The following is a 14,136-nucleotide window of genomic DNA, read 5'->3' on the forward strand; positions in this document are numbered from 1 at the left end:
TCACAATCTCAGAACGTCAGCCCTGCAATTCGCTGGGCAAAAGCGCTGCGGGCATATTCTGATAACTGACGGGTCGCAGCCAGCGCACAATGCCCAGGGTACCGACCGATGTGGCACGAACGTCCGTGCTTGCCGGATAAGGCCCGCCATGCATCATCGCGGAACACACCTCGACCCCGGTCGGGAAGCCATTGGCCAGCAAACGGCCTGCCTTTTCTTCCAGCGCCGGCATGAGGCTGCTGGCAAGGTCTGCGTCTGCGTCTTCCAGGTGCAAAGTCAAGGTCAGCTGACCCTCAAGGCATTCGGCAACCGCCCGCATCTCGTCAAGGTCGTCACAGTGGACGAGTATACCCGCAGCCCCAAAGACTTCGTGCTGCAGCTTTGGATTTGCCATCCATTCCTTGGCACTGACTTTGAACAGCGCCGGAACGGCCGCGCGTTTGCCGGTTGCCGCCCCGCAAGACGTGACCTCGACCATCAGGTCGCGAAATTCCCGAACGCCTTGTTCAAAAGCCTCATGGATACCGTCGGTCAGCATCTTCTGTTCAGCCGTATCATTCAGCGCGGCTACACAGGCCGATTCCAGCGCGTCAGACTCAGGCCCGGCCAGCATGACAGCGACGCCGGGATTTGTGCAGAATTGACCCGCGCCCATGGTAAGGGACGCGGCCCACCCTGCCCCGACTTCGGCGGCGCGGGCAGCCATGGCGGCAGGCAGGCAGAACATTGGATTGACCGAACCCAGCTCACCATAGAATGGGATCGGCTGCGGACGCGCATGGCACTGATCATAGAGGGCCCGCCCCCCGGCCAGCGATCCGGTGAAGCCAACCGCCCGAATGTCAGGGTGCTGAACAAGCGCAGATCCGACCTCACGGCCCGAACCTTGTACCATCTGGAACGTGCCCGAGGGCATGCCGCAAATCTCAATCGCTTTTGCGATGGCTTGCGCCACAAGCTCGGCGGTGCCCGCATGCGCGCTGTGCCCCTTGACGATTACGGGACAACCTGCGGCCAAAGCCGAGGCTGTATCCCCGCCCGCCGTAGAAAAGGCGAGCGGGAAGTTCGACGCACCAAAGACGGCGACAGGGCCGATGGCTTTGTGCGTCAGGCGCAGATCAGGACGGGGGAGTGGCGTCCTGTCAGGAAGTGCGCCGTCTTTGCGGATATCGAGATATCCGGTTTTTGCAATTAGGTCAGCGAACATGCGCAATTGTCCGGTGGTGCGCCCACGCTCACCATTCAGACGCGCTTCGGGCAGGCCGGTTTCGGCCATGCCTGTCTGGGTGATTTCATCCCCCAACACATCCATTTGCTCCGCAATCGTGCGCAGAAACGCGGCACGCTCGGCCCGCGATTTGCCAGAGTAAGCGCGAAAGTCCCGGCGCGCGACCTTGCAGGCTTCATCCACCTGCGACGCCGTCGCCTGCGCAAAGCTTTGTCCGTCCAGATCGTCCGACGCGCGTGAATTGTCTGATCCGACCCATTTGCCGTCGATCAGGTTTTTTCCAAGGATCATTCTATTTTCCCCATTTCAGGACCATTGGGTCCAGCGGTTTCAAAAGGTCTATCAAACGGTCGCGAATGGCCGGTTGCAGCGGATCAATCGGGTGGCGGCAGAATTCAGATCGGATCACGCCGCCTTCGACCATTGCGGCTTTGCACGATTGCCAGCCGCATTGACGGTTCTCATGGTTGATCACCATCGCGACACGCCCATACGCCGCCGTCGCCTCATCAATGCGACCCGCATGGTGATGCGTAATCACTGGCTTGATCTGATCCACGATCATGCCCGATGTCATCGACCCCGTGGCCCCTGCATCCAGATCAGCCAACAGAGTGATGCCTTCCTCACCATCAAAGGGTGCTTCGATGGCATCGCCGCCTTCCGCAATCAGCGCGCGCAACTTGTTTGCGGCGCGCGGGCATTCGATTTTGAACAGTTTCACCATGTCGATCTCTTGCGCCATGCGCACCAGCAGTGGCACCGGCAGATCGACGCCCGACAACGGTGCGTCCTGCACCATGATCGGAATGCCAACCTCGCCAACGGCGGCAAACTGTTCGAATGTCTGCTGAGCGTTCCCTTTCAGAAGCGCCCCATGGTAGGGCGGCATCATCATCACAATGTCTGCGCCCAGATCCTTGGCGAATTTCGCCCGCTCTACAGCAATCTGTGTGGCGAAATGGCTGATCGTTACGATCATCGGTACACGACCGGCGACATGCTCAAGACTCAGCCGTGTCAGGATCTCGCGTTCCTCATCCGAGATCAGGAACTGTTCCGAGAAATTGGCCAGAACGCAAATCCCGTCCGCGCCTTGATCGATCAGACAATCCAGAACCCGCTTCATCCCTTCCAGATCAAGTTTTCCGTCATCATTGAACGGCGTCGGCGCAACCGGGCAGATACCAGTATAGCTCATGAGTTACTCCGTAATCTCGAAGTGTTTGAGGTGCTTATCAGTGATCTCGATGCCCAGACCCGGCTTGCTATCATCCAGATCAATGAACCCGTCGACTGCATCGGGATCACCTTCGAATATGTAATAAAACAGCTCATTTCCGACCTCGACATCGAAGACGGGGAAGTACTCGCTGATCATGCAGTTGGCATTAGCCATCGTGAGATGGTAGTTATGCATCTGCCCTGCATGCGGGATGACTGGCACCTGGAATGCCTCTGCAATGGCGTTAATCTTTTGCGCCGCTGTGATGCCCCCCACGCGATTGGTGTCATATTGCAGGACACTGACCGCTTTGCTGGCGATCAGATCTTTGCATCCAATAACCGAGAATTCATGCTCACCACCTGAGATCGGCACGATGTTCATTGCGTTGAGCTCCTGATACCCGGCAACGTCATCACCGATCACAGGTTCTTCCAGCCAGCGAGGCTCATACTTTGCCAGTTTCGGCAGCATGCGCTTGGTGTAGTCCACGTTCCAGCCCTGATAGCATTCCAGCATCAGATCAGCGTCATAACCAACCACTTCACGCACCGCCTCGACGCGTTTAAGGTTTTCGCGCATGCCCGGCATCCCGTCTTTGGGCCCCCAGCCAAAGCGCATTTTATACGCGGTGTAGCCGTGCTTCTTAGCCTCTTCCGCCTCTGCCTGCATACTCTCGATCGAACCGGAATATAGTTTCGAGTAGTAGACGGGGATCTTTTCCTTTGTGCGCCCCCCAAGCAGCTTGAAAACCGGTTTGCCCGCCAACTTGCCCATCAGATCCCAGATCGCCAGATCAACAGCCGAGATCGCGGTCATCCCGATCCCTTTTCGACCCCAGGCATGGCTGCGGCGATACATTTTTTCCCAGAGATAGGCATAATCAAACGGATCTTCGCCGATCACCATGGGCGCAAACCAATCGTCGATGGCCTTCTTAACTACGGTCGGCGCGAGCGCAGCGTTACCAATACCCACTGTCCCATCTTCTGTCTCGATCTCGCAGGTCAGCCATTGATGGAAGCGAAACGATGACATTGCATCGCCCTTGTCCCAAAGCACGTCAGACGCATTTGTGCAGAAATTGCCCGTCGGCGGCACGGTCGGCCCGGTCCAGTTCCAGACGCGGGTGCGCACGGATTTGATCTTGGTCATCTTGGTCTCCTCAGTCCGCGCGGCGTTCTGCGCGATGCGTCTTTGCCATACGCACAAGCAGGTCGAACGCCTGCCGTGTTGCGCCCGGATTGGCCTTGTTCTGTCCGGCGATATCAAAAGCGGTGCCATGGGCCGGGGTCGCCACCGGTATCGGCAACCCACCGGCAACGGTCACACCGCGCTCAAACCCCATCAGCTTGATCGCGATCTGGCCCTGGTCGTGATACATGGTCACAACCGCATCAACCTCACCGCGCTGCGCCTTCAGGAACACTGTGTCCGAGGGCCAGGGGCCGGTCACGTTCATCTGTTTCTGTTGTGCTTTGCGCACTGCGGGCTCCAGAATGTCGATCTCTTCCCGGCCAAACTTTCCGTTGTCTCCGGCATGAGGATTCAGCGCCGCCACGGCGATGTTGGGCCGGGTTTTCCCGGCCTTTCGCAGCGTGTCATTGGCCAGATTGACCGCCTTAAGTATTCCGTCTTCGGTGATATTGGCAGCGACATCCTTGAGGCCGATGTGAGAGGTGACACGCGTTGTCATCAGCTCGTCCAGAACGTTGAGTTCCGAGTGGTATCCATCATGGCCCATATAGCGCGCCATATAGCGGTGTTCGTCCTCGGCGTTCAGGCCTGCCGCTGTCATCGCAGCCTTGTTGAACGGTCCAAACAGGATGCCATCGACCTGCCCGGCCATCGCAAGGTCCATCGCCTTGTCGAGACAGCGAAGGGATGTGGTTCCGCCCTCAACGGTGACCTCGGCGATCTTCACGTTCTCGGGCGCGATCGTGTCGAGCTCCAGATGCGACAGACCCGGTTGATCTGCCACCGCATCCACTGTGTTTAGAGGCACACTCAGTTCTGCCTGTTCCGCGCCACGTTCCCAAAGGTGGCTGTCACCCACCAGAACAATATCTGCGACCTCCCGCACACCCTCCTGATTCAGCAGTTTGGCAATCAGTTCCGGCCCAATCCCCGACGGGTCGCCGGGAACAATAGCGATACGAGGCTTGGTCATGCCGCGTTCTCCCAATGTTTCGAAAATCCATCGGGCAGGATCACCATTACATCCGGCTCCTTGCCCGTATCAAAGGTCTGCACCACCTCGAACGTGTCGAGGTTGAACCGCTGCACCTGCTCGCAATCAATGGCGATATAGGCGAATGCGGCCTCGTCATCGATACACAGCGCCAGCGGGTTCGCAGGTGTTTTCTGTTCGTGCAGCATTTCCCCTGTTGCCTCGTCAAATACAGAGAAAGAGCCGCCGAAGTGGTTCATCGTGACCAGGCGGTTTCGTTTCGCATCATAGTAGATGCGGCAGGGGTCATCCGGCGTTGGAAAGCTACGCTCGATTTCTAACGTGCCCGTGTTGATTACTGCCACCGTGTTGGAAATGCGCTGAGACGTGTAAAGCGTGTTCGCCTCTTCGCGCAGGCAACGCCCTTCGGGCTTTTGCCCGGTTTTTATCGAAATCGGAACAACGGATGCCTCATAGGGGTTGAACACCGTCACATCGCCCGAGATCAGGTTCATCGAATAGGCCGTATGCCCGTCTTTGGTCAGGGCAAACAGATGGCATTTGGTGCCGCCGGTGGGGGTGATGTGATCCCAGCCTTGATCGAAGGCGCGCGGGTTTTCCTTGACCAGCAGATGTCCGGTCCATTCCGAAAGCACATAAAGCCGGCCCTGACCGTCAAGACCGATCCCATGCGGGCGGGCGTGCTCGCCCAGATCATAGGTGTGAACGATTTCCTGCTTGCGGATGTCAATCACAATGACCGAGCGGCCATCGGTGCCATCAATGCCTGAATTCTGCACACCGTAATGTCCGACATAGGCATAGTGAAAATCGTCATCGACCACGAACTCGTGGGGGAAATGCGGCAGATCCAAACGGCCCTGACGGGCCCCTGTTTCAATATCGTACCAGCTTACGCAATGGCTGCATTTTTCGATCAGCATCATGGATTGCGCCATCTTGGATCCCTTCCACATCATCTTTCTTCAATCTGTGTGACCGGTCACATCGTTATTAACCGCTCAAGCAAACGTCAATCCCCAATTCGGTTTGAACCGGGTGAGTATGGGCGGGATTCCCCGCCCAGACCGTTTAACGCTCCAGCGCGCCAACGCCCGAGAAGCGGAACGCTTCCTGTTCCAGCGCATCCAGTTCTTCGGGGCTCATTTGGTCATGCGCGACTGTGATCCGACCAAGGAAGACAAAGGGCAGTTCGTCCTGGCGGCCTTCCATATGCGCCTTGATCGCCTCGGCCGTTGCGGCGCCCACGTCGTCACCCATGCGCATGGGGGTTGCATCCAGCTCACCCCGCCGGATCGCGTCCAGCTCCAGGCCCGTGCCACCCCAACCGGTCGAGAACACATCCTTTTCCTTGCCAACAGCAACCTGTGCTTCGACCGACCCCATCGCCATTGCGGTGTTGGCGTTGTGGATGATCGTGGCTTCAGGGTAGGCCTGCAGAATCAGGCTGGTGCCTTCGAAGCCGCCTTCACGCTGGTATTCGCCATAATGCTCGTAGACCGTGGTCCAGTTGCCTTTCTCCTCAACGCAGGCTTTGAAATCGCCCGAGCGCTGATCGTCGGTGATCCCCGGAATGCCGCGGTTCATCGCCATGGTCACGTCAGTACCCAGACGTTCCAGCATATAGTCGCACATGGTTAGCGCACCGGCGGCTGAGCTGAAATCGAACCATGCATCCGGCTGGTTTGTCAGATCCTTGGGCGGTGTATGGAAGGCCCAGACAAAGGTTGCAAACCCGTCATTGCCCGCCATCTTGTCGATGTTATCCGCCTGAATAGCCAGTTCCGACGGGCCGAAGATGACAAAGTCATACAGGTCAGAATCCTGCACGACCTGATTGGCATAGGTCGATTGCAGGCTGTGTTCGATCTGACGGCTGGCGAACTCGGTGGTCTCATATTCGATACCCAACTCGTCCAGGCGCTTGGTCATGGCCAGATAGTTGCGCGCCCAGAAATCCGACGTGTCCGCTGATGGGTAAATCAGGGCGATCTGCAGCGGCCCGTCCTGCGCGCCCGAATACTTGACCGCCTCGGCCCCCGTGGTGGCTTGCAAGGCCTCCAGCTTGCCGTCGGCATTCACCTCACCCGGCACCCAATACTCCCGATCTTCGATACCCGGCAGCTCTTTCAGCGGCAGTTTTCCGTGCCCGTCGGCAAAGGCCGCAGTGGCACACAGGCAAAACGCGCTTGTCGTTAGTAGTGCTTTGTTGAATTGTTTCACGGTAAGTCCTCCCTTTCGCGAACATTGTGGGGTCTTGCAGGTGCGCCGGGACTCCTACCTCTCGGCGCACCATCTTTATTGCCTTAGCCGCTTGGCGCAGGCTCGGTTGCCAGTCCGGCCCCAAGGGCCAGCAACAGGATGAGTGCTCCGATCAGCGCGGCGGAGAAACGGATCAGTTTTTGCGCCTCTTTGGTGCGCAACCCGTCCAGCAGGCTGCGGGCTCCGTCGCGATCTTTCTTCTGCATCCAGGTGTACAGCGCGACTGAACTGACAATCACCACGCCCGAGGCGACGGATTGCCAGAAGAATTCGATCCGCAGCGTTACCAGTGCGTTGATCATCATCGACAGCAGCAGCACACCGGCCAATGATCCCAGCATTGAGGCGCGTCCACCGAAGAGGGACGTGCCGCCAACCACCACAGCCGCAATCACATGCAAGTTGAAATACGGAGCCGAGGTCGCCTGGATAGCATTCAGCTTTCCGGTCAGCATGACACCGGCCATCGCCGCAGCGGCACCCATCAGCACATATGCATAGATCTTGTGCCGATCGACAGCCACGCCGGTCATTTCACTGGCTTCGGGGTTCGAGCCAATCGCAATCGTGTAGCGCCCGAAATAGGTGCGTGTCAGCACGACATAGCCGATGGCCATTGTGATCAAACCCAGCACCACTGGCACGGGAATAAAACCCGGAATCTGGCCACGTCCGATTTCAGTGATCAATTCGGGGAACCGCGCCAGAACCAGACCTTTTGCAATCACCAATGCCAGGCCGCGATAGACGAGGTCCATGGCCAGCGTGCCGATCAGATCCGGGACCTTGAACCGGGTGATCACCAGCCCGTTGATCAGGCCCATGATCGCACCCAGCAGGATAGCCAAAGGCACCGCGACCCAGGCCGGAAAACCGTATTGCTTGACCAGAAACGCCATCAGGATCGCAGACAGAGCCGCAATTGACCCGATGGACAGATCGATGCCGCGCTGCGTGATGACGAAAGTCATCGCCATCGCCATCGGCATGTAAAGCGCGGCATCCAGCAGGATCAGGTTCAGGTTGGTGAGGCGGAAGTACCGCGCCGGTTCGGCAATGCCCATGAAGATAAGGATGGCAAGAATCATGACCATCGGCCCGATAAAGGCTAGATAAGGCTCCAACCGGTCCATGATGGTTCTTTGTTCAGTGTTTGTCGTCGCCGCGGACATATCGTTCTCCTTCACGCAGCTACGTCCTGGGCGCCGACAATCAGGCCCAGAACGTCTTGAACGGAACTCTCCGCGGTTTTGACAACGCCAACAGCGCGGCCCCGGCGCTGCACATGCACGCGGTCGGCAACTTCGAACACGTCATCCAGCGAGTGCGAAATAAGGATCACGGCCAGACCCTGCTCGCGCAGCGCCTTGATCAGTTTCAGAGTTCTTGCGGTTTCCTGCGGACCCAAAGCTGCCGTTGGTTCGTCCATAACAAGCAAGCGCAGGTCTTCGTGATAGACCGCGCGCGAGATCGCGACCGCCTGACGTTGGCCACCCGACAGGCTTTCCGTCATCACATCCATCGACCGCAGCCGGACACCAAGACGTTCTTCCAGAACCCGGGCGGCCTCGGCCTTCATCCGCTTGTTGTCGAGAAACGGAATGCCGAACACGGTCTTGGTCAGTTCGTTGCCCAGAAACATATTGGCAGCAGGGGAAAGATGATCGGCCAGCGCGAGGGTCTGGTAAACCGCATCAATCCCGTTTGCGATTGCGTCAGAGTGGCTGGCCATCTCCAACGGTTTTCCATCCATCAGAATGTGACCTTCGGTGGGTTGATACACTCCGGTCAGGATCTTGATCAGGGTGGATTTACCCGCCCCGTTGTCCCCGACGATGGCGAGAACTTCGCCCGCATAGGCCGTCAGATCGACATCTTGCAGCGCGGTCACCCCGCCGAAGCGTTTGGTTATTCCTAGCATTTGAACCAATGGCTGTGCGCTCATGGTTTCCTCCTCTGCGCAAAGCTCCGCCATGGCAGTCGAAAGACCGCTGATTTGGCTCTGCGCTGTGTCATCTTTTCGAGCGGGGCCCTTGCCAACTCAGGCAAGGACCACCGGATCGGTTACTTGCCCCAGATCTTTGCGTAGGCTTCGCGATAGGGGCTGTCCGGGTCGAACTGATTGCTATCGCCCAGCTTGGCCAGACCTTCCTCGGTCACCAGTGCGGGCAACGTGATATAGCCCGAGCACGCCTCGCCCTGAATGGCGCGGTTCAGCTCATCGACCAACTGCCAGCCTTGCAAGTTAAGAGGTTCGGCCACAGTGATTGTCTGGTAGTTGCCACTGCGGATGCGCTGGAACGCAGCCTCAGACCCGTCCCCTGCTGACCCTGCCTGAGGCCCGTCGTCGGATGAGATACCCGCCGCCGCCAATGCCGGCCCCATGAAGTCGAAATACAGATCGTTGATCGCAAGCGCGTGGGTCCACTGGTCGCCATATTTCTGCAATAGGCTCGTGGTTAGTGGTCCCATCCGGGCCGAGGTGTCGGCGATGGGCGTATCGACATATTCCAGCACCGTGCCGCCAGCGGCTTCGATGGTTTCTTTGATCCGGTCGGCCTTATCGATGGCGATCTGATAGGTCGAGTCGGTGAAGATGATTGCGCCTACGCTGTCTCCACCATCTTCCATCGCCCATTCTGCGGCCACCTCGGACACCGTCATGGCATCGGTCGAGACATTGGCGAAGATGCCTCCGGGCGCGTCACATCCGATCTTGGGGCCGGAATGCCAGGCCACCATCGGAATGCCCGCGCTTACCACGCCTTCCAGCGCGGCCTGCTGCTCGATGGCGTCAAAGCCGTTGATGATGATCCCGTCGGGTTGCAGCGCCAGTGCCTGGCCGATGGCTCCGGTCCGACCCTGGATGGATCCGGCACCGTCCAACACGCGCACCTCCCAACCGATTGCGCCAACCGCTTCCTCGACGCCATTAGTGACCCCGAGAATACCCCCATTTTTTAGATCCCCTGCGACGACAACAATGGATTTGCCTTCTGCAGCTTTGGGTCCGCTTGTAGGTCCGTCAAACGCCGTCTCGGCGGTCGCTGGAAACCCCAAACCTGTTAGCAGAGCGGCAGCGGATACCGCCATGAAAGTCCGTTTCAGCATAATCTCCTCCCTTATGCTGTTTACTTTTTGGCGCCTTTGCGACGCTGAGCGTAACCGGCGATACCGATTGCGATCAGCAGCGTGACACCGTTGAACATCGGCTCGACCCAGAAGGATCCACCGAATTGCTGAATGCCCGAGATACCAACAGCCAGGATCGCGACACCCACGACTGTTCCCCAAACATTCACGCGTCCCGGCTTGATGGTTGTGGACCCAAGAAAGGCCCCAACCAAAGCAGGTAACAGAAATTCAAGACCGACCGAGGCTTGCCCGATCCGCAATTTTGACGCCAGCAACACGCCCGCAAAGGCGGTGATCAGGCCCGATGACATGAACGCACCAATGACGAATTTCCGGGTCGGAATACCGTTCAGCTGCGCAGCACGCTGATTGGCGCCAATCGCGTAGAGGTACCGGCCAATCGGCGTATATTCGAGGATCAGCCACATCGCGACTGTGATCCCCAGCACGTAGAAGCCGGTGATTGGCAGGCCAAATACAAAGGTGCCGTTGATGGCATAGAAGCTGTCCGGCAGCGCGCCGACCATCTGACGCCCACCGGTATGCCAAAGCGCCAGAGCGTAAAGCACCGTACCCGTGCCCAAGGTGGCGATAAAGCTGTCGATCTTGGCGACCTCGACCAGCAGACCGTTCAGGAAACCGGTCAGCAGACCCAGCAACAGAACAATCGCCACCGCAATCGGCCATGGGATGCCGTACAAGGTCTGCAGAGAGATCGCCAGGATGTGCCAGAGTACGATGCCGTATCCCACGGTTAGATCGATGCGACCTGCCGCCATCGGGATCATCGCCCCCAAGGACAGAAGCGCAATGATCGCCTTGTCCGAGATAATTGCCCGCAGGTTCAGAAGCGTCGGGAAGGTGTTCGGCAGAAGGATCGAAAACAGGATGATCAGAAAACCAGTCAGCAGAACCAGCCCGTAAACCGGCAAGAACCTGAGAATTCGAGTCTTTAACGAGGCGCCTTTCAACTCGGCCTTGGTCGGTTCCAGCGCATTGGATTCAAGCGATTGCATAGTCGTATTCCTTAACTTGCCACGGCGTTCGAGGCCGAGGCAGCCTGTATCAGGTTTTCAGTGGTCAGTTCGGTACCGGTCAATTCGCGCACGATCTGACCCTGGCTGAAGACAATGGCGCGGTGGCAGATGGCAGCAACTTCTTCGAAGTCGGTTGAAACGACGATGATACCGACGCCCTCCTCCATCGCGCGGTTCAACAGCGCGTAGATTTCTGCTTTTGCACCAACATCGACACCCGCAGTCGGGTCTTCGCAGATCAACAGCTTGCGTTTGGTTTCAAGCCAGCGCCCGATGACAACCTTCTGCTGGTTACCACCCGACAGGCTCTCAATCGTCATACTCTGATCGTTGGGTGACAGGGCCACATCAGCACCGATCCGGGCAGCACTTTCGGTCTCGGCCCGATGGCTCATGAACGACAGCAACGACCGCCCGATTGCCGCCGGATTCAGGAACGTGTTCTCACGGATCGTCAGTGACATGGCGACCGATTCTTCGGTTCTGTCCCGCGCCACCAAGCCGATCCCGGACGCCATCGCGGTCTGCGGAGAGCTCAGGTCAGGCGTTTCACCATGCAGGGTAATCTGGCCACTAAACCCTTCCGACCCGAATAGCGCACGAGATACGTTCTCGTGCCCCGCGCCACGAAGGCCCACAAGACCAACGATCTCGTTGGTCCGCAGTTGAAAGCTGACATTATGAGCCGCTTCCATGTTCAACCCGGACACCTCAAGCAGCGTATCGCCCGGTGGGGTATCCGGCTTCATCACCTGCCGAGTCTTGCGACCGACGATCATATAAACCAGCTCTTCAGGCGTGGTGTGGTCGATGCTGCGAAGGCCAACCATCTCACCGTCTCGTAGAACCGCAACACGGTCGGCGATCTGAAAAATCTCGTCCAGCCGGTGCGACACGTAGATCATGCCAACGCCCTGTTCCTTCAAAGGGCGCAACGCTTCGAACAGCCGTTCGACCTCATCCGCTGGCAGGGATGCAGTTGGTTCATCCAGCACCAGATAGTCGCAATCCACGGCCAAAGCGCGGGCAATCGCTACCAGAGATTTTTCGGTCCGCGACAAATCCTGTACCCGCGTGGTCGGGTCGAATTCGCACCCCACCTTGTCCAACGCGTCTTGCGCAAAGCTCTCCACGGATTTCCAATTGATCAAACCGCTTTTTCGGGAATAGCCCAGAGCCAGCGCAATGTTCTCGGCCACGGTCATCCATTCGATCATGCCCAGGTCCTGGTGGATAAAGGCAACAGACTGGCGTTCACCAAAACCACCCGGGCGATGCTCGTAGGGCTCGCCATTGATCAGAACCCGCCCCTCATCAGCTTTGTGAATTCCACCAAGGATTTTGATGAGGGTCGATTTGCCTGCCCCGTTTTCGCCCAGCAGGGCAACAATCTCACCACGCTCGACGTTTAGCGAAACATCCCGCAGCGCATAGGTGCCGCCAAAATGCTTCTTTATCCCGTCAAAGAATAAATTGTTCTGCGCAGTGCTCGGCACAGCTGCCTCCCCCTAGATCTAGGAAACTCCGATGCTCCTCAACACCGTATTGAGTTACCCGTAACGTTACGCTAGCATTCGCCTAGGCAAGGCGGATGTCAACAAAAAAGAGTTACCCGTAACGTAAATGAGCAGCGACCCTGATAAAATCAGTAAAAACAATAAGGTGAGCCTCGCGGAAGTGGCGAAGGCAGCAGGCGTTTCCAAGATGACTGCCAGCCGAGTCTTGCGTGATGAAGGTGGTTTCTCGGAAAAAACGCGTGCCAAGGTCATGGCCGAAGTGGATCGTCTGGGATACCTACCGAATCGTTTGGCAACGGTTTTTGCCGGTGACAAAAAATCGACTTTTGTCGGCGTCAGCATCCCAGAACTGGGCAATGAAATCTTCGCTCAGGTTCTCGAGGGCATCGACCGCAAGCTTGGTGCGTTCGACCACCAAACCGTTCTGGGCCTGACAGAACACGAGATTGATCATGAAGAAAAATGGATAGAAACTGTCCTGTCCTGGCAGCCTGCTGGGCTGATCATAACAGGTCGTTCTCACAGCCAGAAAGCCATTCAGATGCTGCGCGGCGCTGGAATTCCCTTGGTCGAAATCTGGGACTTCAATTCCAGCCCTCTAGATATGTGCGTTGGGCTGAACCACTTTGACAGCGGCTATAGCATGGGCCGTTACCTTGCCGGAATGGAGTACCAAAAGTTCGGTTACGTCGGCACGTCTCATGATGTCGCGAACGCGGCGACCGCAAGGCTTCACGGTTTCTCAAAAGCAATTGAAGACGCAAATGGGCGACTTGAAAAACAGCTACTTCTAAAGGACACCCCAGGTTTCTACACCGGGTTTTACGGCACCGAACAATTGCTGGCAGCCCATCGCGATGTCGAAGTCATTTATTATCAGAACGACAATATGGCGATCGGAGGCCTGCAGTACGCGCAGAAGATCGGCATGAGCGTTCCTGACGACATCGGCATCGCAGGATGGGGCGACCTGCCAATTGCAGCAATACAACCTTATCGGCTGACATCAATCGCGGTCCCTCACCTCAGAATTGGCCAGATCGCTGCGGAGATGGTGTTGGCACAGATCAATGGTGAACCGACAAAATCTACTAAGGACGTCGGATTTCGACTCATTCCTGGAAGTACGGTAAAAAAATCAAAGCAGAGCAGATAGTTAAGCCGGCATTGCCAGCTTGTTTACCCGCGACTGATGGCAGCCTGGTCTGCGTCTGTCAGGCTGTCATTTCGAGAGCGTAACCCTCCCAGAGGCCAAATGCATGGGTTCTTGCATGACGGTGTGAGACGGTGAAGAGTTGATAGCAGCAAGAAACCTTTGCGCTTGCTTTCCTGCTCCCCGTTCAGGTTATGATTCTGACGGGGTTGGAACGTTCAGCGATTGATCTTGGGGATTAATTGTAGAGATGCGGGCTGTTTGGGATTTTCTGACGTTGGTTGCGGGAGTAGGATTTGAACCTACGACCTTCAGGTTATGAGCCTGACGAGCTACCGGGCTGCTCCATCCCGCGACACTTTGGTATGGTCTACCGCCTATTCGGCTA

At 57.4% G+C, this 14,136-nt stretch carries 12 protein-coding genes, 1 tRNA gene and 1 pseudogene; 1 reads left to right on the forward strand and 13 read right to left on the reverse strand.

The genetic code is table 11. The features are described 5' to 3' along the window. Window positions 1–16: 16 nt before the first annotated feature. The 11 genes from ABLN87_RS17915 to ABLN87_RS17965 all read right to left on the reverse strand — a co-directional run bounded on the left by ABLN87_RS17915 (window position 17) and on the right by ABLN87_RS17965 (window position 12,574). Window positions 17–1,519 (reverse strand): aldehyde dehydrogenase (NADP(+)), encoded by a 1,503-nt coding sequence (locus ABLN87_RS17915; RefSeq protein ID WP_353012833.1) that lies wholly within the window; start codon window positions 1,517–1,519, stop codon window positions 17–19. A 1-nt stretch (window position 1,520) separates the two neighbouring features. Next, on the reverse strand, window positions 1,521–2,429 hold the full coding sequence (locus ABLN87_RS17920; protein WP_353012836.1) for a dihydrodipicolinate synthase family protein: 909 nt from the start codon (window positions 2,427–2,429) through the stop codon (window positions 1,521–1,523). A 3-nt stretch (window positions 2,430–2,432) separates the two neighbouring features. After that, complete coding sequence (locus ABLN87_RS17925) at window positions 2,433–3,608, reverse strand: L-rhamnonate dehydratase (RefSeq protein WP_170537300.1); 1,176 nt, start codon at window positions 3,606–3,608, stop codon at window positions 2,433–2,435. 10 nt (window positions 3,609–3,618) lie between these two features. Continuing rightward, on the reverse strand, window positions 3,619–4,623 hold the full coding sequence (locus tag ABLN87_RS17930) for a 4-hydroxythreonine-4-phosphate dehydrogenase PdxA (protein ID WP_353012839.1): 1,005 nt from the start codon (window positions 4,621–4,623) through the stop codon (window positions 3,619–3,621). Beyond that, window positions 4,620–5,603 (reverse strand): YncE family protein, encoded by a 984-nt coding sequence (locus ABLN87_RS17935; protein ID WP_353012842.1) that lies wholly within the window; start codon window positions 5,601–5,603, stop codon window positions 4,620–4,622. Before ABLN87_RS17935 ends, ABLN87_RS17930 begins: the two co-directional genes overlap by 4 nt. Window positions 5,604–5,715: 112 nt before the next feature. Next, window positions 5,716–6,867, reverse strand: coding sequence for a substrate-binding domain-containing protein (locus tag ABLN87_RS17940; protein ID WP_353012845.1), 1,152 nt, complete (start codon window positions 6,865–6,867; stop codon window positions 5,716–5,718). A gap of 83 nt (window positions 6,868–6,950) precedes the next feature. Then, on the reverse strand, window positions 6,951–8,078 hold the full coding sequence (locus ABLN87_RS17945) for an ABC transporter permease (RefSeq protein ID WP_353012848.1): 1,128 nt from the start codon (window positions 8,076–8,078) through the stop codon (window positions 6,951–6,953). 11 nt (window positions 8,079–8,089) lie between these two features. Next, window positions 8,090–8,851, reverse strand: a complete 762-nt coding sequence (locus ABLN87_RS17950; RefSeq protein ID WP_353012851.1) for an ATP-binding cassette domain-containing protein — start codon at window positions 8,849–8,851, stop codon at window positions 8,090–8,092. A gap of 119 nt (window positions 8,852–8,970) precedes the next feature. Further along, entirely contained in the window at window positions 8,971–10,017 is a 1,047-nt protein-coding gene (locus ABLN87_RS17955) for a substrate-binding domain-containing protein (RefSeq protein ID WP_353012854.1), read from the reverse strand. Window positions 10,018–10,037: 20 nt separating this feature from the next. After that, complete coding sequence (locus tag ABLN87_RS17960; protein WP_353012857.1) at window positions 10,038–11,057, reverse strand: ABC transporter permease; 1,020 nt, start codon at window positions 11,055–11,057, stop codon at window positions 10,038–10,040. An 11-nt stretch (window positions 11,058–11,068) separates the two neighbouring features. Next, a complete protein-coding gene (locus ABLN87_RS17965) occupies window positions 11,069–12,574 on the reverse strand; it encodes a sugar ABC transporter ATP-binding protein (protein WP_353012860.1) in 1,506 nt (501 codons plus the stop codon). A 127-nt stretch (window positions 12,575–12,701) separates the two neighbouring features. On the opposite strand from ABLN87_RS17965, the gene ABLN87_RS17970 reads away from it, so the two are divergent. Then, window positions 12,702–13,751: a LacI family DNA-binding transcriptional regulator gene (locus tag ABLN87_RS17970; protein WP_353012862.1), complete on the forward strand. Its 1,050-nt coding sequence runs from the start codon at window positions 12,702–12,704 to the stop codon at window positions 13,749–13,751. Between the two features lie 58 nt (window positions 13,752–13,809). Here ABLN87_RS17970 and ABLN87_RS22520 read toward each other — a convergent pair. After that, a pseudogene (locus ABLN87_RS22520) lies at window positions 13,810–13,922 on the reverse strand (IS6 family transposase); the annotation flags it as partial. A gap of 104 nt (window positions 13,923–14,026) precedes the next feature. Further along, a tRNA-Met gene (locus ABLN87_RS17975) sits at window positions 14,027–14,103 on the reverse strand. Window positions 14,104–14,136 lie beyond the last annotated feature (33 nt).

Origin of the sequence: Ruegeria sp. SCP10 (genome assembly GCF_040329495.1) — a bacterium.
In the GTDB taxonomy this organism is placed as follows: Bacteria; Pseudomonadota; Alphaproteobacteria; order Rhodobacterales; family Rhodobacteraceae; genus Ruegeria.